The organism is uncultured Roseibium sp., assembly GCF_947499295.1.
Classification (GTDB): Bacteria; Pseudomonadota; Alphaproteobacteria; order Rhizobiales; family Stappiaceae; genus Roseibium.
This window is the reverse complement of sequence record NZ_CANMNP010000002.1, coordinates 195,912-221,705: the sequence shown is the minus strand read 5'-3', so window position 1 is coordinate 221,705 and position 25,794 is coordinate 195,912. Positions and strand designations below refer to the sequence as shown.

Annotated in this window: 22 protein-coding genes; 14 read left to right on the top strand and 8 right to left on the bottom strand. The window is 55.3% G+C overall.

All coding sequences use genetic code 11. From position 1 onward, the window contains the following. Positions 1–44: 44 nt before the first annotated feature. The 8 genes from Q0835_RS05145 (at position 45) to Q0835_RS05110 (ending at position 8,671) form a co-directional block, all read left to right on the top strand. Positions 45–413, top strand: a complete 369-nt coding sequence (locus Q0835_RS05145; protein WP_298959009.1) for a VOC family protein — start codon at positions 45–47, stop codon at positions 411–413. 136 nt (positions 414–549) lie between these two features. Continuing rightward, entirely contained in the window at positions 550–1,782 is a 1,233-nt protein-coding gene (locus Q0835_RS05140) for a class I SAM-dependent RNA methyltransferase (RefSeq protein WP_298959006.1), read from the top strand. 3 nt (positions 1,783–1,785) lie between these two features. Further along, the gene (locus Q0835_RS05135; RefSeq protein WP_298959003.1) at positions 1,786–2,898 is read left to right on the top strand and encodes a class I SAM-dependent methyltransferase; all 1,113 of its coding nucleotides are present in this window, start codon (positions 1,786–1,788) and stop codon (positions 2,896–2,898) included. A gap of 72 nt (positions 2,899–2,970) precedes the next feature. Next, on the top strand, positions 2,971–4,290 hold the full coding sequence (ribB, locus tag Q0835_RS05130; protein ID WP_298958998.1) for a 3,4-dihydroxy-2-butanone-4-phosphate synthase: 1,320 nt from the start codon (positions 2,971–2,973) through the stop codon (positions 4,288–4,290). Positions 4,291–4,351: 61 nt separating this feature from the next. Next, positions 4,352–4,873, top strand: a complete 522-nt coding sequence (locus Q0835_RS05125; protein WP_298958995.1) for a hypothetical protein — start codon at positions 4,352–4,354, stop codon at positions 4,871–4,873. A gap of 188 nt (positions 4,874–5,061) precedes the next feature. Next, positions 5,062–6,165 (top strand): patatin-like phospholipase family protein, encoded by a 1,104-nt coding sequence (locus tag Q0835_RS05120; RefSeq protein ID WP_298958992.1) that lies wholly within the window; start codon positions 5,062–5,064, stop codon positions 6,163–6,165. 63 nt (positions 6,166–6,228) lie between these two features. Further along, positions 6,229–7,116 (top strand): alpha/beta hydrolase, encoded by an 888-nt coding sequence (locus Q0835_RS05115; RefSeq protein WP_298958989.1) that lies wholly within the window; start codon positions 6,229–6,231, stop codon positions 7,114–7,116. A 22-nt stretch (positions 7,117–7,138) separates the two neighbouring features. Further along, the gene (locus Q0835_RS05110) at positions 7,139–8,671 is read left to right on the top strand and encodes an MFS transporter (protein WP_298958986.1); all 1,533 of its coding nucleotides are present in this window, start codon (positions 7,139–7,141) and stop codon (positions 8,669–8,671) included. Positions 8,672–8,722: 51 nt separating this feature from the next. Here the strand turns inward: Q0835_RS05110 and yghX are convergent, their stop codons facing one another. Further along, a complete protein-coding gene (yghX, locus tag Q0835_RS05105) occupies positions 8,723–9,610 on the bottom strand; it encodes a YghX family hydrolase (RefSeq protein WP_298959499.1) in 888 nt (295 codons plus the stop codon). A gap of 162 nt (positions 9,611–9,772) precedes the next feature. Beyond that, entirely contained in the window at positions 9,773–10,636 is an 864-nt protein-coding gene (locus Q0835_RS05100; RefSeq protein WP_298958983.1) for a LysR family transcriptional regulator, read from the bottom strand. Between the two features lie 95 nt (positions 10,637–10,731). On the opposite strand from Q0835_RS05100, the gene Q0835_RS05095 reads away from it, so the two are divergent. Continuing rightward, positions 10,732–11,493 (top strand): sulfite exporter TauE/SafE family protein, encoded by a 762-nt coding sequence (locus Q0835_RS05095; RefSeq protein ID WP_298958980.1) that lies wholly within the window; start codon positions 10,732–10,734, stop codon positions 11,491–11,493. Positions 11,494–11,513: 20 nt separating this feature from the next. Here the strand turns inward: Q0835_RS05095 and aroC are convergent, their stop codons facing one another. Further along, positions 11,514–12,599, bottom strand: coding sequence for a chorismate synthase (gene aroC, locus Q0835_RS05090; protein ID WP_298958976.1), 1,086 nt, complete (start codon positions 12,597–12,599; stop codon positions 11,514–11,516). 326 nt (positions 12,600–12,925) lie between these two features. On the opposite strand from aroC, the gene Q0835_RS05085 reads away from it, so the two are divergent. Next, complete coding sequence (locus Q0835_RS05085; protein WP_298958973.1) at positions 12,926–15,172, top strand: bifunctional diguanylate cyclase/phosphodiesterase; 2,247 nt, start codon at positions 12,926–12,928, stop codon at positions 15,170–15,172. A gap of 6 nt (positions 15,173–15,178) precedes the next feature. Here Q0835_RS05085 and Q0835_RS05080 read toward each other — a convergent pair whose 3' ends face one another. From Q0835_RS05080 to fabI, 3 genes are all read right to left on the bottom strand, one after another. Continuing rightward, complete coding sequence (locus tag Q0835_RS05080; protein ID WP_298958971.1) at positions 15,179–16,348, bottom strand: DUF3095 family protein; 1,170 nt, start codon at positions 16,346–16,348, stop codon at positions 15,179–15,181. A gap of 196 nt (positions 16,349–16,544) precedes the next feature. Further along, positions 16,545–17,189, bottom strand: a complete 645-nt coding sequence (locus tag Q0835_RS05075; protein ID WP_298958968.1) for a histidine phosphatase family protein — start codon at positions 17,187–17,189, stop codon at positions 16,545–16,547. 83 nt (positions 17,190–17,272) lie between these two features. After that, a complete protein-coding gene (fabI, locus tag Q0835_RS05070; protein WP_152503013.1) occupies positions 17,273–18,091 on the bottom strand; it encodes an enoyl-ACP reductase FabI in 819 nt (272 codons plus the stop codon). A gap of 170 nt (positions 18,092–18,261) precedes the next feature. Here fabI and Q0835_RS05065 point away from each other — a divergent pair, with 170 nt between their 5' ends. Together Q0835_RS05065 and dnaA are read left to right on the top strand one after the other, a co-directional pair. Next, a complete protein-coding gene (locus tag Q0835_RS05065) occupies positions 18,262–19,674 on the top strand; it encodes an FAD-binding oxidoreductase (RefSeq protein WP_298958965.1) in 1,413 nt (470 codons plus the stop codon). A 1,021-nt stretch (positions 19,675–20,695) separates the two neighbouring features. Beyond that, a complete protein-coding gene (gene dnaA, locus Q0835_RS05060) occupies positions 20,696–22,156 on the top strand; it encodes a chromosomal replication initiator protein DnaA (protein ID WP_298813704.1) in 1,461 nt (486 codons plus the stop codon). Between the two features lie 146 nt (positions 22,157–22,302). On the opposite strand, the gene Q0835_RS05055 is transcribed toward dnaA, so the two are convergent. Next, positions 22,303–22,485 carry a hypothetical protein gene (locus Q0835_RS05055; RefSeq protein ID WP_298813706.1) on the bottom strand — a complete coding sequence of 61 codons (183 nt, stop codon included), beginning with the start codon at positions 22,483–22,485 and terminating at the stop codon, positions 22,303–22,305. Between the two features lie 3 nt (positions 22,486–22,488). Between Q0835_RS05055 and Q0835_RS05050 the strand changes: the two genes are divergently transcribed. Both Q0835_RS05050 and Q0835_RS05045 read left to right on the top strand, forming a co-directional pair. Continuing rightward, entirely contained in the window at positions 22,489–22,920 is a 432-nt protein-coding gene (locus Q0835_RS05050; protein ID WP_298958963.1) for a glyoxalase superfamily protein, read from the top strand. Positions 22,921–23,134: 214 nt separating this feature from the next. Beyond that, positions 23,135–24,901 carry a caspase family protein gene (locus Q0835_RS05045; protein WP_298958961.1) on the top strand — a complete coding sequence of 589 codons (1,767 nt, stop codon included), beginning with the start codon at positions 23,135–23,137 and terminating at the stop codon, positions 24,899–24,901. A gap of 11 nt (positions 24,902–24,912) precedes the next feature. On the opposite strand, the gene Q0835_RS05040 is transcribed toward Q0835_RS05045, so the two are convergent. Next, positions 24,913–25,770 (bottom strand): methyltransferase, encoded by an 858-nt coding sequence (locus tag Q0835_RS05040; RefSeq protein ID WP_298958958.1) that lies wholly within the window; start codon positions 25,768–25,770, stop codon positions 24,913–24,915. Positions 25,771–25,794: the final 24 nt, after the last annotated feature.

The following is a 25,794-nucleotide window of genomic DNA, read 5'->3' as shown; positions in this document are numbered from 1 at the left end:
CAAGCCTGGGTCGCACCCCTGCAAATCGGATCTCAAGAAACCTCATGAAGTTCATCAACCCGCTGCCTTTTGTGACGGATATGGAAAGATCGAAGGCTTTCTATCGCGATGTTATGTGCCTGAAAATCATCGAAGATCACGGCAATTTTGTCCGCTTTGAAAATGGCTTTGCACTTCATGAAGGGCGCTCGCTGCTGCAAACCGTATTCTCCAGAAACCCGGAAGTGAACGAACCTTATGGCAGGAACAATCTCGTACTCTATTTCGAGGATCCGGATATTTGGTCGTCCTTTGACCGCATCGCACCGCATGTTGAACTGATCCACGGGATAGAGCGGCAGACCTGGGGACAAAGGGTTTTTCGTTTCCATGACCCGGATCGGCACATTCTGGAGGTCGGAGAGCCGACCTGAACACCGCGCACTTCGGATGCAACCCATCCCTTCTCTGGCCTTGAGCACGCACGCTTGTTGATCTTCGTCTTCGTTCTGCATTCCTGCAAAGCTTTCGGGGCTTGCTCCCAGGATGGGTTGGCGCTATCGCTCAGCCATGAGTGAGAGAGAACTTGAAGTTTCAAGCCTGGGTCATCGCGGCGATGGCATTGCGGCAACCGAGGACGGGCAGGTCTACATTGCGGGCGCTTTGCCCGGCGAAACAGTCCTGGCGGAAGTGGTCAATGGCCGCGCAAAAAATCCGCGCAGGCAATCGACGTCCCCGGACAGAATAGATCCAGTCTGCCGCCACTATGAGGCGTGCGGTGGCTGCGCCTTGCAACACCTGTCGGAGGCACCTTATCTCGACTGGAAACGGGGCCTTGTCGAAAAGTCGCTTAGCGATCGCGGCATAGACTTCGCAGTTCGTGACGTGATCGCCGCGACGGCGGACGGACGCCGAAGGGCGGTCTTCACCGCAACCAGAGCCGGCCGACACACTCTTTTGGGATACCATGAGAAGTCCAGTCACCGTCTGGTAGATGTTCACGAGTGCCCTGTCCTCGACCCTGACATCGTGCGTGCCCTGCCCGGCCTCAGATCCCTTGCTGCGCAACTCTTGCCCAAGAAGGGCGATCTGCGACTGACCGTTCTTTCCACAACGGCCGGACTCGATGTCTCCATTGAAAAGGCGGACAAGACGTATGAACGCAAGATCCCCTCGCTGTCTCAAAAAACCGTGGAACTGGACCTGGCGCGACTGACCGTCAACGGAGAGGTTCTTCTTGAAACGCGCCCTCCACTTCTTGACATGGGCGGCGTTGGAATTGTGGCTTCGCCCGGTGGCTTCACTCAGGCGACACGGTCAGCCGAAGTGGCACTTTCAAAACTGGTGCTGGAAGGCATTGGGAAGGCAAAATCGGTCGCGGACCTCTTCTCGGGCGTCGGAACCTTCGCGCTTCGCCTGGCACGGGGCGCCAATGTCCATGCTGTCGAGGGTGATGCAGCAGCCATATCCGCATTCGACAAGGCGCTTCGAAAACCACAAGGGCTAAAGAAAGTAACTTTCGAAAAACGCGATCTCTATCGACGCCCGCTGGTTGCGCACGAACTCGAACCTTTCGACGCAGTCGTGTTCGATCCGCCGCGAGCCGGTGCTCAGGCGCAGGCTGAACAACTGGCAGCATCAAAGGTCAAAAAGGCGGTTGCCGTGTCTTGCAATCCAGCGACCTTGGCCCGCGATCTCCGGATCCTGATCGATGGTGGATTTGTGCTGCAAACCGTCACACCAGTGGACCAGTTCGCCTATTCGCCCCATATTGAAGTTGTGGCGGTGCTGACACGGGAGTGAGCAATGAGCGTAGCGGATGAGAAACTGAGATCGAGAGGCCGTGATCTGTCACGTCCACCTTTTTTAACCCTCGCCCGCAGATCACGTTACGCCCTTACCCAGGGGAGCCGTGTCGCGCTCTATACGCTCCACTCGGAAGCCATGCGGCGCATGAACCGGCGCTTGCAGAAGGACCTGCCTGACACACCTAAAGTCACGCCAGAAGGGCCGGTGCCGAGCCAGAGGCGCATGCTTGCCGATATCCTGCGGCTCTTCGCAGATGACATGAGAGCCGTAGAAGACGGGCTATACCCACTGCCATCGGACGGCACCATGACACCCGGCGAATTGATCGCGACAAGCCGCGCGTTTTTCAAGGATGTTCCAGAGGTCGCACGCCGGCGCGCCACGGGTGCACATCAGGAAGTGAATGAAAGCCCGGAAGGATTCGCAGCTGCGCTGCCCCGCTACTACCGTCAGAATTTTCACTTTCAGACCGATGGCTGGCTTTCTGAGGACAGCGCCAAACTTTATGATTTTCAGGTTGACGTGCTTTTCTCCGGTGCAACCGCGGCCATGCGCCGCCGGGCGCTTGTTCCCTTCGCACACATCCTGAGGCGCAAGGACCAGCGCCGGGTCGCATATGTGGATTTGGCCTGTGGTACCGGTGGCCTCCTGCGTCCGGCACTCAGAGCATTTCCGCGCCTGAAGGGCACCGGGCTGGACCTGTCGGAGCCCTATCTCAATGTCGCGCGCAGCCGGGCGAAGACCCACAGGGCCAGCTACGTTACGGCGATGGCTGAAGAGCTGCCTTTTGCAGACAATTCTCTGGACATCGTCACTTGCGTCTTTCTCTTTCACGAATTGCCCCCAAAGATACGGCGGCAAGTCGTTTCGGAAGTCGCAAGAGTGCTCAAACCTGGCGGATCGTTCCTTTTTGTAGACAGTCTTCAAACCGGTGATGTACCGGACTATGACGGGTTGCTGTCGCTCTTTCCGCAGCTCTTCCATGAGCCCTATTATTCCTCTTATCTGACAGAGGACCTGACTGGGCTGTGCTCAGCACAGGGCTTGCAGGAGCAATGGATGGTTCCGGCATTCGTGTCGCGTGTAGCAGAATTCGTCAAAGGCACCTAGCTTTTCAGGCTCACTGAATTTTTGCCGTTCATTACCTTGTGACTGAAAGAAATCTGGCCTATATCCTCGAGCATGAGACTCGATCAATGGCTCTTGCAGACCGGGGAAAACCGCAGCGCATTTGCGCGACGGGCTAACTTGTCTCCCGCTTCAGTAACAGCCCTTTGCAATGACCCGAATGTCTGGGTCTCGCGGGACATGGCCCGCAAGATCGCCATTGCCACCAATGGCGAAGTTACACCCAACGACTTTCTCGGACTGTCTACAACCAAGGAGCATCCCGTGTCCCAGGCCCGTGTCGCAGAAGCAATCCGCGCGTTCGAACGTGGTGAAATGGTGGTCGTGACCGATGATGATGATCGCGAAAACGAAGGCGACCTGATTGTTGCGGCGTCCAAGATTACTCAGGAGCAGATGGCCTTCATGGTCCGGCATACCTCCGGCATCATTTGCGCGCCCATGACGGTTGCCCATGCAAGGCGCTTGCGGCTTGATCCGATGGTTGCAGAAAATGACGCGCCGCTTGCGACCGCCTTTACAATTTCCGTCGACTATCGTCACGGCTTGACGACGGGCATATCCGCTGAGGAACGCTGCTCCACCGTGCACGCGCTGGCCAATCCGAACGCTGCTGCAGAGGACTTTGTGAGACCTGGCCACATATTCCCGCTCGTCGCCAAGGAGGGCGGCGTGATGATACGCTCTGGCCACACGGAAGCCGCTGTCGATTTGTGTCGTTTGTCCGGGCTGGAGGAAGTCGGCGTGATCAGCGAGCTCGTCAATGACAATGGCACAGTCAAACGCGGTCAGCAGGTTGCCGAATTTGCGGCCGAACACGATCTCAAGATGGTCTCGGTATCCGATCTCATCGCCTGGCGCCAGCGGACCGAGCGCATGGTTGAAAGGGTGAACGAGCAACCGGTCGACACCATCGCCGGTCCGGCCTATGCGATGACGTTTTCAACACCCTACGACCCGATGCATCATCTGGCGATCGTCTATGGCGACATTCTTGACGGGCGCAACGTTCCGGTACGTTTGCAATTGGAATCCGTGCTCGACGATGTCTTCGGCGAAACACAGCCTCTCGATCAGATCATGGAGCACTTCGCCGAACGCGGGCGTGGGATTATCGTCTATTTGCGGGAAGGTTCCGCAGGCGTCGCACGCCAGTCCAAACGGACACGGCTGGACTTTGAGGCCGCCGACAGTGAAGAACACAGTTCGGCACAATCGAGGCAGGAGCAATGGCGGGAGATTGGCCTTGGCGCTCAAATCCTTAAAGATCTCGGTGTCACGTCAATTCGTCTATTGTCATCCAGGGAACGGCACTATGTCGGGCTGGAGGGCTTTGACATCAAGATCGACGAGACGGAAATTCTCGACACTTAGTCGCAACGAAGCTCCGCTTCCAGGTTCTCAATCCGGCAAGCAGGAAAAGGCTTAAAGGCAATTGCACGAAACCACAGGTCCTGTTCCATTCGCTATCGGATACAATCGCAGCCAGGGCGAAGGTCTTGTCTATGGCTGTATGTTGCTAGGCCTGATGATGGCAGTTGTTGGCGTTGTCGCTGGCCTGCCGCTGCTATCGCTTGCAGCGCTTCTGCCCCTTGGCATCGCCTTTTGGCACTATCCGATGGTCGAAAAGGGACAACCTCAACTCGGTGCGAATGAGGATGGACTTTTTGTCGATCGAATTGGTTTCATAAACTGGGCCGCCGTCAGCGAGATCGACATCAAGCGCACCTCGGTTCGAAATATCATTCTTGTACGGTTGGAAATCCTGTTAAATTGTCCCCTCGGTGAGGCCATCAACAAAGATCAGGCCCTGCCGCCATGGAAGAACCTGATGCTCCGCAACTGGCGTCGCGTGCGATCTGAAACCAACTGCGATGCGGTCATAGTCAATCTGCATACGCTTGCGGCCGATCCCGATGAGATCTTTCAGCGACTACGCCGCTATAAATCTGCTTAGTTGCGCATCCTGATTTTACTCATAGAATTCAATTCTCTATCCAAATTCCTCCTGTTTTTCTCTTAGGTTAAGTCAAATTTACCTTAGCTGTTAACAGGCCATCCATATTGCTCGCGCAGACTGACCCTCACTCTATTGCGCTGCAGCAACCGCTGCCAATGCGTCTTCTGTTGCCGAATGGGTCAGTCATGAATGATAAAGCGAAAAAAGTTGGTCTCGTCCTCCAGGGCGGAGGAGCACTCGGGGCCTATGAGGCTGGCGCGATCAAACGAATTTACGAACTCGGCTACCGACCTGAGATCCTGACCGGGACGTCGATTGGCGCACTGAACGCAGCCGTGCTCGCAGCTCCCTTATACGGCGAAGCACATGAAACGCTTCTGGAAATGTGGGACTATCTGGGCCACGAGCACCCCTTTCCGCTCTTCCAGAATTACAACACCGCCTACACAAGTCTGGGTCACCCGCGTTTCTTCAAACTGCATGGCACTCTTTTCGGCATGGGGCGGCGGCCCAGCATCTACGATATCTCGCCCGCACTCGAAACGATGCGGCGCTATATCGACTTCGACAGGTTGAACGCGCCCGAAGCGCCGACGGTGGTCGTAACGGCAACAAATGTGGTCTCCGGTGAAATTGAGCGGTTTTCAAACCGGACACATACTTTGACACCGGAGCACATCATGGCGAGCGGTGCTCTGCCCCCGAGCTTCCCGCCGATTGAAATTGACGGCGAGCACTATTGGGACGGCGGTATTTACGACAACACCCCCATCCAGTCTCTTGTGCGCATTCTAAACGAGCATGAGACCGCCCATCTGCCGATCTTCGTGATCGAGCTTTTCGGCGCTCTTGGGGATGTGCCGAAGGATCTTGGCCAGTCCATCGACCGAATGACCGAACTTGTATACGAAGACAAGTTCTGGAAGACCTTCGAAGGTCACGACAAGGCATATGAGTTTGCAGAGATGCTCTGGGACCTTGAACAAGACCTGCCGGAAGATTCTCCTCTCCGGGAGCGTGATACCTTCAAGAGCCTCATGCGCCTTCGAGCAATTTCCCACATATTCACAATACCCGCAGAAAGAGCAGCGCTGCGCAATGTGATCGACTTCAGTCCTACGACAATCGGGAAGAGAATCGAAAGCGGCTATAAATCCGCTGACTACGCGCTGGACAAAAACGCCTTTCAAATCAACTACATCATCCATAATCGAATTCAAAGTGAAGTCGATGCTGCGTCAGCAGCGAAGAAAGATAGCAAATCTCGACGCCGGAACACGGCAGCCTAGGACACGGGCTCATTTATTTGTGCATTCAGCCCGCACATTTGCGTTTCCGGCAGGAGTACAGACATGACCAGCTCAATTGAGAGCAAACACGATTCCGGCAATTACGAAGCCACGACCTTCGCAACGTCTGACGGCCTCTCTCTGGCCTATCGCGTATACGGAGAGAAAGTTCCCGGGAAACCGGCAATCATCGCTCTTCCGGGCCTGACTAGAAATGTCCGCGATCTCGATCCCGCCGCCAACCTGCTGGCAGACACCTTCAGGATCTACACGCTAAACCTGCGCGGACGGGACACCTCGGATCACGACCCGGCCTATTCCAACTACAACACTGTGGTTTACATCCGTGACATCTACGAGTTCTGGCGGCACCTTGAAGAAGAGCCCGTCGTTCTGCTCGGGTCTTCACTTGGTGCACTGCTCGCAATGCTCATGGTCGAAGATCACCCTGACATGCTGGCCGGAACCATCCTGAATGATTTGGGAGCCACGATTGAAACTGCCGGCATGGCCCGCATATTCGGTTATGCAGGCAAGCTTCCCGATGAATCAGATCTGTCGAAAGTTGTGGCGACCTTGAAAGAGCATGTCGGCGCTCAGTTTCAAGGCTTGAGCGACGCGGACTATGAGCGCATGGCTGTGTCGATGTATGGCCTGAAGGACGGGAAGTGGCATCATCGCTATGACGACAACCTTGGAAAGGCCCTTGCCGAAAACAAAGAGACACCACGTGATCTTTGGGCCGCACACAGAAAAGCGGCAGAACTGAACCTGCCGGTTCTGTCAATTCGCGGTGTTTTATCCGATGTAACCGCGCCTGCAACAATCAAACAGATGCAGGACATCGCCCCGCGCATGACCGCTGCGGAAATTTCGGGCCGGGGCCACTGCCCCATCCTTGACGAACCAGCCTCTCAACATGCCATTGTTCACTTCATGAACGGTATTTAAGCTCCGGTAAGGCTCATTGGCGATGGATAAACGGTATCTCATCCTGGTCAACATGACCGGGGCGATCGGGATGATCATGATCGACCAAACGGTGATCGGGATTGCTCTCCCACCATTGCAACGTGCCTTTGCGTTCGGCCCGATGGAGTTGCAGTGGGTTGTCAACGGGTACACGCTTGCACTTGCAGCTGCATTGATCTGTGCCGGTTGGGCAGGCGACAGATTTGGTCACTACCGCTCATTCACGGCGGGAGTTGGCCTTTTTACAGCCTCCTCCCTTCTTTGCGCGATCGCGCCAACCGGTGAGGTTTTCATTCTTGCAAGGATTGGCCAGGGCATTGGAGCTGCCCTCATGCAGCCAGCCGCAACCGCAATTGTCTTCGGCATTTTTCCGGCGGAACTGCGCGGCAGAGCTATGTCGATCTACGTGGGCAGCGGATTGTTGTTTCTGGCCGCCGGTCCGCTGCTTGGCGGTTTTCTCGTCCAGCACCTGTCGTGGCACATGGTGTTCCTGATCAATGTTCCAATTGGACTGGTGACGTTCACAAGCGCAGTCTTGTTCAGCGGACACGCTCCCAAAGGTAATGACATACCATTTGACTTTAAAGGGGCATTCTTGCTTGTCGCCGGAATTCTTACCCTGACAATTGCCATTCAAAGCTTCGGTGACAGAACCATGGCGGTGTCGATATCACTCGCCCTTGCGGTTGCCGGACTGCTCGCTCTCGGCGTTCTGCCTCTTCGCAAACCCGCGAAAGGGGCCTCGATCATCGACTTTTCTATGTTCAAGAGCCGTGTTTTTCTCGGCTGTGGCATTGTCTTGTTCTGTATCCAGTTCGCGATGCTTGGACAGGTTGTCTACGGCGCGGTCTTCATCCAAAACGTACTTGCCTTTTCCCCATTTCAAACCGGCCTTTCCATGATGCCGGTTGTGCTTACGATCATAGTGATGGCGCAGGTTTCGGGGTATCTGTTTGACAAAGTCCCCTTCCGGCTTCTTGCCGTCGCGGGGACGCTTGCCATCTCGGTTGGTTTCTTTTCACAAGCTGTCGTTCTTGAGCAGAACAACATCATCTGGCTGGTCCCGGGCATGATGCTGATTGGCTTTGGGCTTGGTCTGCTGGCAAGCACTGTCACGACGGAAGGATTGTCGCACGTTTCCCAGACACAGCGCGCCACTGCATCAGCGATATTGCAAACGTTGAGGCAAACCGGCGGTGTTTTCGGAATTGCCTGTATCGGCTCCGTCATCAACCTTATTGAAAAGGACCGTATTTCGATGGTTGCGGACAAACTGGAGCCGCTCGCCGATAAACGCTACGATCTGCAGGTTCTTCTTTTCCAATCGGAGCAGGCTCAGGCCACGGCAACCGATCAGCTCCGTGCACATTGGCCGCGGGCTCTCGACGAACTAAAAGACATTACAACGGAAGCCATTGCTGCCGGCTATTACCTGGGAGCGGGCGTGGTGCTCTTGGCTGCAATATTTTCGATTTGGTCTTTCTCACAAAAAGGCGAACCTGAAATAGCGCCTGATACGCTTGAACAAGACTAAAAAAAACCCGGGCTTGCTGCCCGGGTTCAGGATTTGGGTCCTTGCTAAAACCTACATCAGCTTTTCTTTGAAAAACGCCACCGTTCTGTCCTCGGCGAGCCTTGCTGCGGCTTCGTCGAAACGTGGCGTCGTGTCGTTGTGGAAGCCGTGATTTGCGCCCGGATACATATGCACGACATAGTCCTTGCCATTGGCCTTGAGAGCCTCCTCATAAGCTGGCCAGCCCGCATTGATGCGTTCATCCAGCTCGGCAAGTTGCACCATCAAAGGTGCTTCGATCTTTGCGACGTCGGCAGCATCAGGTTGACGCCCATAAAACGGCACTCCAGCGGCAAGCTCTGGATAAGCGACCGCGATCGCATTGACGACACCGCCACCATAACAGAAGCCAACCGCACCGACCTTGCCTGTGCCGTCATCGTGGTTCAGCAGGAACTCAAATCCGGCAAAAAAGTCATTGAGCAGTTTTTCCCGGTCGACCGTGCGCTGCAGTTCGCGCCCCTTGTCGTCATTGCCCGGGTAACCGCCGACAGAAGTCAATCCGTCGGGTGCCAGCGACATGAAGCCGGCCTTGCCCAGTCTTCTGGCGACGTCTTCGATATAAGGGTTCAAACCTCGGTTCTCGTGGATCACCAGTACGGCCGGAAGCTTGCCGGTTGCTCCGGCCGGCTTAACCAGATAGCCGTTGACCTCACCATGGCCGTTCGGCGACGGATAGGTGATGCGCTCGGTCACAATCGAGGCATCATCGGGTTCCACCTGCTGCGCAAGCGCGTAATTGGGCGAAAGCTGACCAAGCAGCATCGTCGCGGTTACGCCGCCAACGGCAAACTTGGCCGCTCCGCTCAAAAACTCACGCTTGGTGATCTTGCCGTGAGCATAATAATCATAAAGGTCCAGCAATTCCTGCGGGAAGTCCTTGGCCGTCATGCGGCGCACCGGTGTCATGTCATTCATGTCCATGCTCCCTGAAAATTCGGGTTTTCTGCCCTCAGGCAACTAGAAGCCTCTTTCTTGAGATCCAGCTTGCGCACCAAAGAATTGTGTAACGCTTTGTATCAGTCAGGGCTCCAACGAGCCATTGGCGACTGCGAGCAAAATTCAAATGCGAGGTTTGACGCTGAAAATCTCCTCCAGCCAATGGCTGACGGTTTTCATGCGTGCAAGCGATGCCTGATCAGCGTGCTGCAGCAGCCAGACTTCGCGCAACAACTCTGGTTCGGTCTTCGACAGCCTGAAGAGACGTTCGTCCTTTTCCGCGATAAGTGTTGGCAATGCAGACTTGCCCAATCCCGCTGCCACGGCTTCAATCACACCTTCAAGGTCGTATGGACGCACGCTAGAAAGCTCGCTTTTTGCCGAAGAACCGTTTTCGGCCACCCAGCGCGCCTGAGGCAGAAAACTCATGTCTTCGTGGTATTGAACCCAGGGCAAGTCCGTCGACCGCATATGTGCAGGCGAATAGACCGCATGATCCAGCACAGCGATCCTTTTTGCCTTGACATTGTGCCCGCCCTCACCCGGACGACCGAGCCGAATTGCCATGTCGGTCTCGCGCTTCGGCAAACTGACATTGCGACCTTCGGATGCAAGGTGCAGTTCAATACCAGGGTGTTTGGACGCAAACGCGCTTGCGCGCGGTATCAGCAAGCTGTTGACCACCACAGGGACTGAGGAAATTCGAACAATGCCTTCCTCGGCGAACCGCGCACCGGTCAGGTCCTCATCCAGTTTCACCAGGGCCGTTTCGGCCATTTCCACGTGCTGCACCGCTTTTTGGCCAGCACGCGTCAGAGTTAGAGCCCCTCCAGACGAACGCTCCAGGAATGCAACACCGGCTTCGTCTTGAAGCGCAGCAAGGCGGCGAGAGACCGTGGTTGCATCTACCCCGAGCCTTTGGGCGGCTTCGACGAGTGTTCCGGCTCTATAAAATGCCAGTAAGTATTTCAGGTTCTCCCAGTTCATGCCTGCATACTTGCAGACCTACTATGCAAAATCGAGCATTTACCTGCGTCTTTGCATGCCTCAGTACTCATGATCACTTGAAGGATTGGAACAAGATGCAGGCACTTGCCGACTGGATCGGACTACCACCGTCTCTCTTTCTGATTTCGCTGGCCGTAGCTTTCCTTGCCGGCGCCGTGCGTGGATTTACCGGTTTCGGGCTTTCTGCTGTTGTGATGGCAAGTATGGTGGTGTTTCTGCCACCCGTTGACCTTATTCCGATCTGCTTCCTGCTTGAGACTGCCGCAAGCCTCGTGATGTTCCGCGGCGGCTTCAGAGATGCAGACAGGCGTATGTCCTTCACTCTTGCTGCCGGCAGTGCCATTGGTACACCTCTGGGACTTTTGGCGACGACGTCAATTCCGTCAGAAATTTCAAAAGCAGTTGCCCTTGCGCTTGTCCTGGCGCTATCGGTCTTTCAGTTTTTCAAAGTGAATCTGAAGCTTTTCGAGATACGCGGCGCGCTTCCGGCAACGGGGATTTTGGCCGGCATTGCCACCGGGCTTGCATCCGTTGGCGGTATGGTTATCGCGCTTTACGTTCTTGGCACTGCGCACGAGGCTCGAAAAATGCGCGCCTCTTTGGTGCTGTATCTGTTTGCGAGCATGGCAGTGTCGTTCATTGCGCTGCTCTATTTTGGCGTGCTGAACGAGACCGCACTCAGACGCGGCATTGCGTTGGCACCTGCCGTTTTGGCTGGTGTCTTTCTGGGAAGCCGCCTCTTCAGTCAAAGACTGCAAAGTGCCTATAAAAGCTTTTGTCTCGGGCTCTTGATCATGCTGTCCTGCGCGGGTGTCCTGAGGCTTTTTCTCGCATAGCGGACAGAATCAGAAAAAAGTCAGCCCACTTGGCCCCGGTGCCGCAGAAAGTGGTCTGCCAGAACACACGCCATCATGGCCTCTCCTACGGGGACCGCACGAATGCCAACGCAGGGGTCGTGACGGCCCTTGGTCATCACATCTACCTCTTCACCCCGCCGGGTGATCGACTTGCGCTCGGTCAGGATAGACGATGTCGGTTTTACGGCAAATCGCACAACCAGAGGATCGCCGTTGGAAATTCCCCCGAGGACACCACCTGCGTTGTTGGTCAGGAATACCGGTTGCCCGACGTCATTGACGCGGATTTCGTCAGCGTTCTCTTCCCCTGTCAAAGTAGCCGCATCGAACCCATTGCCGACTTCAACACCCTTGACTGCATTGATGGACATCATCGCAGCGGTGAGATCAGTGTCGAGTTTTCCATAGATCGGTGCTCCCCAACCAACCGGAACACCTTCGGCAACCACTTCTACAACTGCACCGACCGAGGATCCGGCTTTTCGAACTCCATCAAGATAGTGCGCCCAAAATTCAGCCGCCTGCTTGTCGGGAGCGAAAAATGCATTGTTTGCGGTTTCCGCCCAATCCCAATTTTTACGATCAACCTTGTGGGGCCCAACCTGGACCAACGCGCCGCGAATGGTAACGCCCTGCAACACCTTTCTGGCAACCGCTCCGGCGGCAACCCGCATGGCGGTCTCGCGCGCAGAGGAACGGCCACCACCGCGATAGTCGCGGATCCCGTATTTTGCGTCATACGTGAAATCTGCATGTCCCGGCCGGAAACGATCCTTGATTTCAGAGTAATCCTTTGACCGCTGGTCCATGTTTTGAACCATCAAGGAAATCGGTGTTCCGGTGGTTTTTTGCACACCGTCCTCATCGACCATAACACCGGAGAGGATTTTGACTTCGTCCGGCTCGCGTCGTTGCGTTGTGAAGCGGGACTGACCGGGCTTGCGCTGGTCCATATATCCTTGAATGTCGGTTTCGGTGAGCGGGACAAGCGGCGGACAGCCGTCGATCACGCAGCCGATTGCCGGTCCATGGCTTTCGCCCCATGTTGTGACACGGAATAGGTGGCCAAAACTGTTATGTGACATGGGCAGCATCCGAAAATATCAGGAAAGTTGTCAGGCGCTGAGCGATACGCCATCAGGAGATCAAGCTCAAGCCCATGCCCCAAGACAACAGGCGATTTCGCGCAATTGCCACTGGCTGCTTCAAAATCGATTGAAAACCGTTTTCTGCCCCAAAATCACATTGCGTTTCATTGCGGCTCTCAATCTATGGTTTTACAGCATTTGATTGCACAGGAAAAAAATCGCTACAGATTTGCCAATCCTTAAGGCTCTATCGGTATTACCTTTAGGAACTGGGGCTAATATGAGACACAGAAGTGCGCATTCGGGGTTGGCTAACAGGTTTAATGGTTTTTCTGCTGGCGCCCTGCCTGCTGTTCGCCTCACTGTGGTTCAAAAACAAATTCGAAAACGTCGAAGCCATTGATCGAAGCCTGCGCGGACTGCACCTCATTCAAGCGCTTGGCCCGCTTGTGCAAGAAAAATCCGTCACTGGCTCTCTCGGTAAAGTTCCTCCCAACCTCAGGCAAGAGCTGATCGATTTCGGCGGTGAAAACCTTGCCGACCCTCTTACAAGCCAGCTCGATATTTTCCTCAACGAACCCGACGTTAAGACATCTCTCGGGTATGCACAGGAACTGAGCGTGAGCATTTCCCGGGTGGCAATGCTCGACATGTCGGTGTCCTACGAGGCTTCGACGCTGCCAAACCTTGTCAACAACCTGCTTTTTTCGGTGATCATCGAGTCCTCCAAGATGACCGATGATGCTCGCAGGCTTTACACACGCAAGAAGGTCAACGTCTGGGAGAAGATGCTGATCACCGTTCAGGGTGGAAAGTTCAAGGCTGCTGCCGATACGGCGTCACAAATTACGGCAAACTTCATCGACAAGCTGGAAGGACCGGGTTCCGCGGTGCTGCAAAGCAAGACGCAACTCTTCCGGCAGGCGAATTTTGCCTTTCAATCTGAAGGCAGCAAGCTTCTTCGATCTACGATCCTTGCAAAGACCGGCAAGGATGTCGCTGCAGGTCCGATTGCCGAAGTGCACCCGGAACTGATGCTTGCAACACTGGCACTTTGGCAGTCGAGCCTGGACTATCTCAATGGCGATCTGGTCAAGCGACGGACCGAAATGCAGCTCGACGTTCTTCTCGCCGGACTGATCGGTGCACTTGTGATTGTCGCGGCCTTTGCAATTTCCGTTGCCTTGACAAGAGCCCTCGCGGAACGGACCCAACAGGAAATCGAAAGCCTCGGCTATCATGATCCGCTGACAGGCCTGCCAAACCGTCGTGCTCTTCTCAAAAGAATAAAGACACTTCCCGAGCCGGCCCCGACTGCGCGATATGGATTGCTGTTGCTCGATTTGCGGCAATTCAAGAAGGTCAACGATCGTTTCAGTGATCAATGCGGGGATTCGATCCTGAGGAGTGTTGCCGGGCAGCTTGGCGAAATCGCGGACCCGGAAGATTTCCTGAGCCGCACAGGTGGCACCGAATTCCTGCTGTTCAGACCAGAGCTGAAGGACGCAGGAAAGTTCAAAGAATTTGCCGAAGAACTGATTCAGGAAATTAGAAAAGAACGGTTTGTTGCCGATCAGAAGGTCAAGATCGAAGCAAATGTCGGCCTTCTTATCAGCCAGCGAGGCGATTGCCTCACAAGCCACACACTGACTGATGCGGCCCTTGCGCTAAGGTCAGCCAAACAGAAGGGCTACAGTACCTTCGATCTCTTCACTCCGAAAATGCGCGCAGCCTTCGAGGAACACGGCGAAATTGCCAAGGAGTTGCTCAAGGCCATCGAAGAAGGTGTCATCCTGCCGTGGTACCAGCCGCAAATCGATATTCGCACGGGTGAAATCGTCGGTGCCGAAGCATTGGTCCGCTGGATCGACCACGACGAGGTGCGCTATCCAGGTTCGTTTTTGCCTGCAGCAGTCGAGGCCGGCTACATGGAGCTTATCGAAGCGACGGTACGCACCAACGCCTTGCGCCTCGCCGACAGCCTCAGTGGCCGAACACAACGGAATTTCCACCTTGGCCTGAACGTATCCGCCAGCCTTCTTGCCAGTGCGGAGGCGGTCGACGCACTTTACAGACAAGTCCGTGCCATGGGGCTGGAACCAGCGACCGTCAGCCTTGAGATACTGGAGGCGGTCATGATCGACGAAATCACCGCCGCTCCTATCAAGGAAAACATCGCACGCCTGTCAGACCTCGGCTTTCACATCGAACTGGACGATTTCGGTACCGGGCACTCAAGTATTTCAAGCTTGAGGGATCTCAAGGTCGATCGCGTAAAAATCGATAGAAGCTTCATTTCCGGAGTTGATCACAAACCAGCACTGCAGAAATTTACCAGCGCCTTGATAAACCTTGCCAAGAGCCTTGATATCAGCGTCCTGGCAGAGGGTGTCGAAACGGAAGCGGAACGACAGTGGCTCCTGGAAAACGGATGCGATGTCATCCAGGGCTTCCTGATTTCGAAGGCCGTTCCGGAAGACGAGCTGGCGACGCTCATCCTCAGGCGGAACTTCTCTCTCAAAACACAACTGCCCGACCAGAACTCGATCCGTTCGGCCCGCTCCCGTTAGAGGTTCCTAGGTAGAGCCGAGCGCCGCTTCACGTTTCTTGAACTCGGCTGCTGCCATGGAAAATCCGCCATTTGCACCGTCAATGAAATGGATGTGCTGGCTTTTGCCTATGTCCTCGACGAAGCAGGTCATCAAAGCTTCATCCGAGACGTGCATGCCAAAAACAGCTTCCTTGGCGTTGTAGGCTTTTGCAAGACTGTCCCTGATTGCCGCCAACTGTTCGGCAGTGACATCCAGGACAAGCTGCAGACTATCCCCGATCTTGCGATGATCGGAGTTCAGGCTGAGTTCGTTGAAGTATTTTTTCGGATCAAAAGGCCCCACCCGCCTGCCGGTGGCATAGCCGTAGACGAAAAACACGCATTCGACGAGTGCCATCGACCATCCCCTGACCTTTCTGCCAGCAGATGTCAGATTGACTTCCAGATTGAGACCGCGCGGAGGAAACCTGAATTTCAGTCGGGGCCCCTCGGCAAGTTTTGTCCTCGCGTCATCTATCAAGGGATTGAACCCGATGACGCCGGCAAGATCATTCATGATATCCGGGAGTGATTTGCGCCCGGTTGGTTTGACAATCAGCGACACGATGTGACCGTTCTGTGCAGGAAGCGGTTCCCACCTGCAGGACAATCCTTCCAGCTGTGGCAGCTGCGTGTTTTCCTGCGACACGGCAAACGGCGTGCAAGCGTCAGGATCCTTGAGGATCCGGTCGGCCATTGCCAGACCATCACCGACAATCATCGCCAGATGATTGCCTGGGCTCAGCCGGTATTTACGCAAGCGAATGTCGCCTCCGAGCTTCCGGATGTGGGCAACGGGGATCGCTGCCGCACGCAGTTCAAGTTCCATGACCTGTCTGGCAAGATCCGCAACTCCTGCCAGCGCTTCCCGGCCGGCCGCGACTTCACTTGCCGGAACAACAAGCATCGCGCCGTCGCCACCGAAGACAAAAGGCACCCGCTCTCTGCCGACACAATTGAGTACAGCAGCTACGACAGCAGCGCCAACCATGTTGACGTCCTTGTAACGCCCCTCTGCAACAGCATCGCTTGAACGGACGATATCTGCTGCAAGAACGCACCAGTCGTCTGGAACAGGGCGGTAATCCTGCAGATCACCAACGGTGCTGAAGTCGGAAAAACTCGGCAATTCACTATAGAAATCATCTGCAGACACGGTTTCTGCCCCTGTAACCTTTGATAGGCTACGTTGCTAAGCGCGTTGCCGATCAGACGATCGACCCGGCCGTGGTCAATTATTTGTGTTTCGGCATTCGATATTTGACGAATGCGCGGACAGGAATTTCGTTCGAAAGAGCTGGGTCCAATTCTGGTCTTGCCCGCCGCAAGATCTGGCCTGTCACTTCTGAGAGCTAGATTTCCTCAAAAGTGCCGCGGCGCCAGACAAAGACCTTGTTTTGAGGCACATCCAGTTTCGGGATCCGTTTGGTGTCCAGCCCTTCCAGATGGCCGCGCAAGACACGGAACACGCCGCCATGCGAGACGACGACCGTTGGCCGGTCGACCGTTTTCAGCCAGGTGCCGATCCGCCCTGAAAGCATTTTGTAGCTTTCACCATCGGGGGGAACAAATCTCCACTTGTCGGCCCGGCGCTGAAGGATAAGGTCCTGCTCTTCATCAGCCAACTCTTCCAAGGTGAAGCCTTCCCAGGCACCAAAGGTGATTTCCTTCAGCTGATCATCAAGCCTGTAGGTTTTTGAGTCGATCTCCATGGCCTGACGCATCAACTCCATGGTGGATCTGGTACGACCGAGTGGCGAACAAACGAAATCCAGAGACTGATGACTGATGCCTTCGGCCTCCAAAAAGGTTTTCAAGCGCACGCCATTGCCGGTTGCCTGCCCCTTCCCCGTTGCGTTGAGAGGAATGTCCTTATGACCTTGCATACGACCTTCGAAGTTCCAGTCCGTCTGTCCATGTCGAACAAAAACCAGTAACTCGGGGTCATGTAGCCTGGGCAGCTCACTCGAAGCCGGATTTGGGATGGCGGTTGTCATAAAAGATCCAGAACAAAGACTAGGCTTGGCAGCCATGAGACCGCGCAAAGAAATGGCCGGACTGGGCCGGCCATTGAACCAGTTCAGTCTTTTACGACCGATATGTCTGGAGCATCCACCGCCTTCATTCCAACAATGTTATAGCCGCAATCCACGTGCTGGATTTCACCGGTGACCCCGCGACCGAGATCGGACAGCAAGAACAGAGCGCTGTCGCCGACTTCCTCAATCGTCACAGTGCGGCGCAGCGGTGAATTGTATTCATTCCATTTCAGGATATAGCGGAAGTCACCGATACCAGATGCAGCAAGCGTTTTAATTGGCCCTGCCGAAATCGCGTTGACACGGATGTTCTGCGGACCGAGATCCATTGCCAGGTATTTGACGCTCGTCTCCAGCGCAGCCTTTGCGACACCCATGACGTTATAGTGCGGCATGACTTTCTCAGCGCCATAATAAGTCAGTGTCAGAATCGACCCGCCATCGGCCATCAGCTTCTCTGCTCGCTGCGTCACGGCAACCAGCGAATAGCAGGAGATGTCCATGGTGCGTGCAAAGTTGTCCGAACTCGTTTCAACAAACCGCCCGGTCAGCTCAGCCTTGTCGGAAAAAGCGACAGCATGTACGAGGAAGTCGATCTTGCCCCACTTGTCTTCCAGCGTCTTGAAGACTTCATCAATCGAAGCTGCGTCGGTTACGTCGCAATGTCCGGCAACAATGGCACCCAACTGATCTGCCAGCGGCTCAACGCGTTTCTTCAAGGCATCACCCTGATAGGTAAGAGCCAGCTCCGCGCCTGCATCCGCCAGAGCTTTGGCGATGCCCCAGGCGATTGATTTGTTGTTTGCCACGCCCATGATCAGGCCACGTTTGCCATTCATCAGTCCGCGCGTTTCCGCCATCGTCATCTCCGAAAAGGATTTCATTACCACCCGAATGGGCTGGCATCCTATGGCACAAGGGATTTCTTCCTTCAAGAGACCCGGCAGCGGAATGAGGCGTCGACGGCGGCCCGATCACCCACTATGTTGGCGCGCAAATTTTACTGTCAAACTTAACGAGGAACCCGCGCATGGAGCGTTCCCCCCACGCCGATCGCTTCGCCGAGATAATCGGCGCAGCAAATGTTTTGACCGCCAAAAGCGACCAAGCCCCCTACCTGACAGAGTGGCGCGATCTCTACCAGGGCGTCACAACGATGGTGCTGCGTCCCGGCTCCACCGAAGAGGTGAGCGCGGTGATGACCTATGCCTATCAAAATAACCTGAAGGTTGTTCCGCAAGGCGGCAACACAGGCCTGGTCGGCGGGCAGATTCCGCAGGAAACCGGGGATGAGATCGTCCTTTCGCTGTCGCGGCTGAACAAGGTGCGCGCTGTCGATCCGGTCGGCTTCACCATAATTGTGGAGTCCGGAGTTGTTCTCGAGACGCTGCAAAACGAGGCCGAAAAAGTCGACCGGCTGTTCCCGCTTTCACTCGGTGCACAAGGCTCCTGCCAGATCGGCGGCAACATTTCCACCAATGCCGGCGGCACCTCCGTACTGGCATATGGCAACACGCGCGACCTTGTTCTCGGGCTCGAAGTCGTCCTGCCGACGGGAGAGATTTGGAACGGGCTCAGGACCCTTCGCAAGGACAATACCGGTTATGATTTGAAACAATTATTTATCGGCGGCGAAGGCACCCTGGGGATTATTACCGCAGCTTCCCTGAAGCTTTTTCCGAAGCCCAAGAAAATGGAAGCAGCATTCGTTGGACTGCCGGACCCTCATGCGGCTCTCAGGCTGTTCACGCTAGCCAAAGCGCAGGCAGGACCCGTCCTGACCGGCTTTGAGATCATGCCGCGTATCGGCGTTGAGTTTTGCTTGAGCCATCTGGACGGAGCTCGTGATCCCCTTGAAGGGTCTCACGCATGGTATGTGCTTATGGAGCTCTCCAGCGGGTCAGACGCATTTCCGGTGCGCGACCTGCTTGAAGGCATTTTGGGGGATGCGTTCGAAGACGGACTGGTGGAAGACGCAGCGTTTGCGCAGAACCTCAGCCAGGTACAAGATTTCTGGCACATAAGGCATGGCATGTCAGAGGTTCAGAAAGCAGAAGGCGGATCGATCAAACACGATGTGTCGGTGCCAGTTGCCTCGATCCCGGAGTTCCTGGACAAAGCTGCCGCAGCCGTTGAAGCCTTCGTGCCTGGTTGCCGGCCTGTGCCATTCGGCCATATCGGGGATGGCAACATTCATTTCAATGTCAGCCAACCAGTCGGTGCAGACAAGGCTGCCTACCTGGCGAACTGGGATGACATGAATGCAATCGTTCACGGCATTGTTCAGGAGTTTGGCGGCAGCATATCAGCCGAACACGGGATTGGCAGGCTGAAGCGGTCGCTGCTGAAGGAAGTCAAAGCGGATATCGAGCTGGATCTGATGCAGAGAATTAAGTCGGCGTTCGATCCAAAGGGTCTTCTCAATCCTGAGCGGGTTCTGTGACGCCTGACTGAAATCAATTCGAACTCGCATGTCAGCAGCTGCCGGTCCCATCGGCAGCTGTTTTCAATTTGAGCTCCTGTTTCTTTCCAACGAAACAAGAACTGCGTGAGTACCGTTCCAGACGGACAGTAGTCACGCCGAATTACTGGCTCTGTCCTTTGGAAAAACACGATTTGCCGTTCAAGACTTCAGAAAGCGACCGGACATGCACCAACCGTTCAAAACGACAAACGATCAATTGGTAATACTGGCGAGACACCTTAATTATCTAACGGCCTGGGGATAAGAAATTCCCGCGCCAATCGGAAATCAACACCCCTAATACCTTGTGCACCGGCGCGCAGAAAGCTGATCCTACTGAAGTTTCTGCAAACGCTGCCCAGTTCGATTCCCCACTCGCGTTGCCCAAAAACGTCCCACCCAGCGGCTGGAATTGTCCCCAACTTCGTCTGAACGAGTCGCCGCTTCGCGGTCTGCAGGTTGAGAACTTCGGGCTGTTCGCCTCCTAGCGCGAAATACACCTGGAATGAGCTATCGTTAAAATTCGCTAGCTCATTTGCGTTATCGCCAGATTTTCACTGCTTAAAATCCCGATTTTTACAAGCAGCGTTTGAAAACTTTGAGAAAAAATCCCGAAAAGTTAATAATTTCCTAAAACTGTCTTTATGCCCAAAGGCATTCTTGAAGATGCAGAAGGAGATCAACTCGGTCAGGACTTAAAACAACTCCCTGACGCAAACGTAATGCAAGATTCGCCATGTAAAATTTACATGCGTCGCAATCGTCATCTACAAAAATTACAATATGAAACGTCTATGACCTCATAAGAATAAGCTATTTGTAAACATGGTAAGTAAAAGGTTAATGGTGTTTCATAGGCGTAAAAAAGCCACCGGTCAGGAGGCCCAAAAAGGGTCCAAAGACCTAACAAAAGCAACGGGCAGCGACGGCGGAATATCGCAGCCCATTAGACAGTGCACGGGGGGGAGCAAGATGCATGTTCCCTCAAATGGAGGCCACTATGCAGGTTCAGAACCTAGCAAGCTCGGATCAATGGGATCGTGTAAAAAAGGAATTGAGAAACGAACTTGGAGATGATGTTTTTTCCAACTGGTTCGGACGCGTCAAACACGAAGAAACCACAGGCGACGCAGTTCGGCTGTCAGTACCGACCCGTTTTCTCAAAAGCTGGATCCAAAGCAATTATGAAAAGCAACTCGTTGGACTTTGGAAACGCGAGCAAGGCGAAATCAACCGCATTGAACTGACCGTTCGCGGAGCATTGCGCCCCCGTCAGATCAGCAAGACCCCACCAAAGGCAATCACGGCTCGCAGGATCAGTGGTCGACCGGCTCCATTCAGCAGCACACCACAATTCGGCTCGGCTGTCGGCACTGCCGCCATTCCCTGTCTTGCAGACAGCGGTGAAGAAGCTGCGACCGATTTCCTGAGCGGTGCGGCCCTGAACCCGAAGCTCACCTTCGATACGTTCGCTGAAGGCGCTTCAAACAGCCTGGCTTGTGCTGCAGTGCGCCAGATAGCAGCAGGCCACGAGGGCACGCTGGACCTTCTTTATATTCATTCAACAACCGGGATCGGCAAAACTCATCTGCTACAGGCGGCGGCAACCGAGGCCCGGAAAACCGGACGCCAGGTCGCGTATCTGTCCGCAGAATTCTTCATGTACCATCTGGTGCCTGCTCTGCGGACCCCGGCATTTCCGGTGCTCCGTCAGGCGATGAGATCCATCGATCTGCTGTTGGTGGATGACCTTCAGTTTCTCCATGGCAAGCAAGCCCATGAGGAATTCAGCAAGACGCTCGAACTGCTGATGGAAGCTCCGTCACAAATCATCATGGCATCCGATCGTGCGCCGGAAGATCTCGATACTTTGGGACATGGCCTGCGGCAACGGATCCAGAGGGGCCAGGTTGTCGGCATCCAGTCTACGGACTACGCCTTACGTCATGATATCTTGAGAAAACGTACCGCTTCCGCACGGCGGACGCACCCGGGATTTTCCGTCCCGGAGGAGGTTACCGACTATATAGCACGGTACGTCATCTCTTCTGCTCGCGACCTGGAAGGCGCTCTGAACCGGCTGTTCGCACACAACCAATTGACCAAGCAATCCGTGACGATGGAGCTTGCGGAAAAAACCCTGCACGACCTGGTACGCATCGGCGAACCACGCTCGATCAAGGTTGAAGAAATTCAGCAGGTGGTCTGCAAGCATTTCAGTGTCACCAAGGCAGATCTCCTGTCGTCATGCCGGGCTCGCACGCTGGTGCGTCCACGTCAGATCGCGATGTATATCGCAAAGGTCATGACCGGGCGGTCTTTGCCGGAAATTGGCCGCAGGTTCGGTAATCGCGATCACACAACGGTGCTGCACGCAGTCCGTAAAATTGAATCCATGGTGAAGCACGACACCGTGCTTGCTCAGGAAGTCGAACTCCTGAAGCGTCTGGTTCACACCTAACCCGATCCGGGGTCGCTCCCGGCTGACTGCGCAATCGGGGCCATCCGATTGCGCACAAACTCCCGGCGGCGGGTACCGCCTGCCGGTTCATCTAAACCTCCCTCTCCTTAAAGCCGCAATAGCGGCTTTCTTTTTTGGTCATTGACTCAATCGAGGTCGACGCTTATTGACGGCTCCGGTTCGAGAGCACCGGCCGCCCGCGGGCACTTGCCCTTGGTGAAGTTTCTCGCGCGATCCATTCGCGGACATGCATGAGCTTCCACAGGACTGTGCAGGCTGATGGCAATGCGGGCCCCGTCGACATCGCCTGCCTTTCTTGAAAGGTACATCTCATGTCGCCTCCAAGCGTCGCCGACCTGAAAACTCAGGCCAAGCGGTTGCGTACCGCGCTCGCTGCAAAAGGCCAAATCGTTTCCCACAGCCAGGCACTGGAAATCTTGTCGGTGCAACATGGCTTTAAGGACTGGAACACTGCCTGCGCGGCACTCTCGAAGCCAAACTCCGTTTCCTTTTCCGTCTCGGACCGGGTGACAGGGACATACATGCTCCAGCCCTTTGAAGGCGAAATCCTGTCGCTTTCCAAGCTGGGATCATCGGGGCAATACCGGATCACCCTCCAGTTCGATACACCGGTCGACGTGGTAACATTCGACAGCTTTTCCGCGTTGCGCAGCCGCGTTACCTGCGTGATCACGGCTGACGGTATCGCGGTCAAAAAAACCTCCAACGGTGAACCATATCTGCGACTGAAGACATCAGGTTGATGTCCGGTTCCAATGCGCGGTGCTGGCCTTGCGTTCGCGTGAGGACAGCACCGCGTCCTCCTCCACACTCAGGTTCGCCGTTTCGTAAAATCATGAAAACCGGCGGAAGCCATGGCATAGTAGCAATTCAGACAAGTTGAAGGGCTTGGCACACCGACCCGCCGGCAGCGGCGTCTTGGGCCAGGTTCGTACCCGTGACCCAAGGACGTCAGACATGACCGAGCAGATCGCCGCTGCCTCGAAGCCCTTTCACCGGCTGCGCTTATTATGCATCCTGTTCGCGCTGCTGGCGTCAACCCTGGTTTCCACCGCGTCTGCCTCTGTCATGCCAGGCGGAAATTCCGGCTGGCTGGTAGTCGCCAGCCGGCCTGACGCAAATGCCGCAATTTCGCTGGCAAGTGGATTTGCCAAACGATTTCCGCAAGTTACTGTCTTTCAGTCCAACAACGGCTGGTATGCCGTCACACTGGGCTGGATGAGACAGCCAGCCGGAAATTCATACAGGGCCCGGCTGGTTTCCACGGGGATCATTCCCGGTGATAGCTATTTTCACAACGGTCAGCGGTTTCAATATGCGGTCTGGTCCGCCACCGGCATGACAGGCGCGGCTTCGCAGGCACTGTTTGCCGCTACCGCCCTGCAACAAGGAACCAGTCCATCGCCCGAACGGTCGCCACCCCAGGCTTATGTGAGTGGCCTGGATCCGCGTGGCGACAACTACCTGTCGCTGCGTACAGGTCCCGGGACGCGTTATCAGGAAGTCGCACGTATGGCCCCAAATACTCCGCTGACAATCCTGGGGCGCAGCGGTTCCTGGCTCAATGTCGCAATGGCAAACGGGCGCAGCGGCTGGGCCTACAGCAAGTACGTAGCCTCTGCGCCCTCGTATGCGCCTTCACCGCAAACGCCCGTCATTGCGCCTCCTCCGGTCACGTCACCGACAATTGCAAAACGGTCGATTGCTCCTCCCCGCCCTGGCGTTGTCGGCGATCTGAGCGACAGTGGCGACAGCTTTTTGTCGCTGCGGACCGGTGCAGGATCCCGTCACACGGAAATTGCGCGCTTGCTTGAGGGAACCGAGGTTTCAATGCTTGCCCAGCAAGGCGCCTGGTTCGAAATTGAGCTTACCAACGGCATGAGAGGCTGGGCGCACGGCCGTTATCTGGCAGCTGCCAAGCCATCCTCGTCTGGGGCTGTTTCGCCGGGCGTGCCGACCATCGGACCTGATGCAAACTCAAATCCACCTGCTTCATCCCCGAATTTGCCTGACCTGTCATCTTTGCCTGATGGAAAGCGTGTTGCTCTGATCATCGGCAATTCGGCCTATGAGCACACGACACCCTTGCCCAATCCGAAGAATGATGCGGCAGGTCTGACGGCCTCCCTGAAACGGCTTGGCTTCACGGTTATCCTTGGTCTCGACCAAAGCAAGGTGGCCATGGAGAGCACCATAAGATCCTTTGTGCGCAACATTCAGGACGCGGATGTTGCGCTCTTTTTCTATGCCGGTCATGCCATGCAGATGGATGGAAGAAACTTCCTTATTCCGATCGATGCCAAGCTGGAAGACGCAACCGCAGTCGATTTCGAAACAATCGAACTCGGCACGGTCCTGAACTACATGAACGCCCCCGGCAGACTGTCGATCGCTTTGCTCGACGCCTGCCGGGACAACCCACTGTCCCGGCGGTTTCGAACCCTTAGCCGAAGTGCCTCTGTTGGCCGCGGCCTCGCAGCACCGCGCGCGGGAGATGGCAATATCCTGATCGGATTTGCAACAGCCCCCGGCGATGTCGCTCTGGACGGGGAAGGCCAGAACAGTCCGTTTACCGAGGCTCTACTGAAACATATCGAAACGCCGTCTCTGGAAATTGAAATCATGCTCAAGCGCGTCAAGGCCGATGTCTATGCCTCCACGCAAGGCTCTCAATCTCCCTGGCACAATTCGGCACTTCGCCGTGAATTCTATTTTTCAAAGTAAAATGCCGGGGCCTAGCGCAAGCGTGCCATCACCAGATGCCCGGGGACGGGTTCACCTTCCTCAAGACGAACCGTGATCGGTTCCATGGCAAGGACCTCAAATCCGGCAGCGCCAAGCCCGGCGAGAACGTAAGCCTCTCCTTGCGCAAACCGGTTCTTGGGTCCGACCATATATGACCGGCCTGAGAGGGTCTCCTTGGGGAGGGTTTCAGTGGAAAAAGTCAGGTACCCGCGTGCATTCAGCCGGTTTGACGCTCCATTCAGGAACGGTTCGATCGCTCCCAGATAAGGCAGCACGTCCGTGGCGGCGATCAGATCCCAATGTGGCCTGGAACCGTCCTCTTCTTCAAAATCTTTCAAAAACTCAACGGCTTCACCAACATAAAGGTCATCATAGACCTCTCGATCATAGGCCAATTCCACAATGCGTTCCGACAGATCGACCCCTGTCCGATGATGCGTGCAATCCGCGAGAGATACACCTGTCAACCCGGTGCCACAGCCAAGGTCGAGCATGCGATCGAATGGGCCAATGGCCAGGCGATCAATCAGGTCGCGCACCAGCAAAGGCACGCAATACCCCAGTTCATCAACCAGGATCTCGTCGAAGACATCTGCATGCTGATCAAAGAGTGTTGCCACATAGGCATCAGGCATTTTTTCGGGAGAATTCTCAACACCTATGGCCGCAAGACGTATCGCGACGCCTCCCGTGTCCTTCGGATCGAGTGCCAATGCCAACCGGAAGGCTTCTTCCGCCCCGGTCAGATCACCGGTCTTTTGAAGCTCGAGCCCTTTGTTGTACGCCTCAGCCAGCGCTTCATTGTCTGTCTCGTTGCCTTGAGACGGTGCGTCGTCATCATCGCTCATCGGATCTCCTTAGAGCCCCTCCCC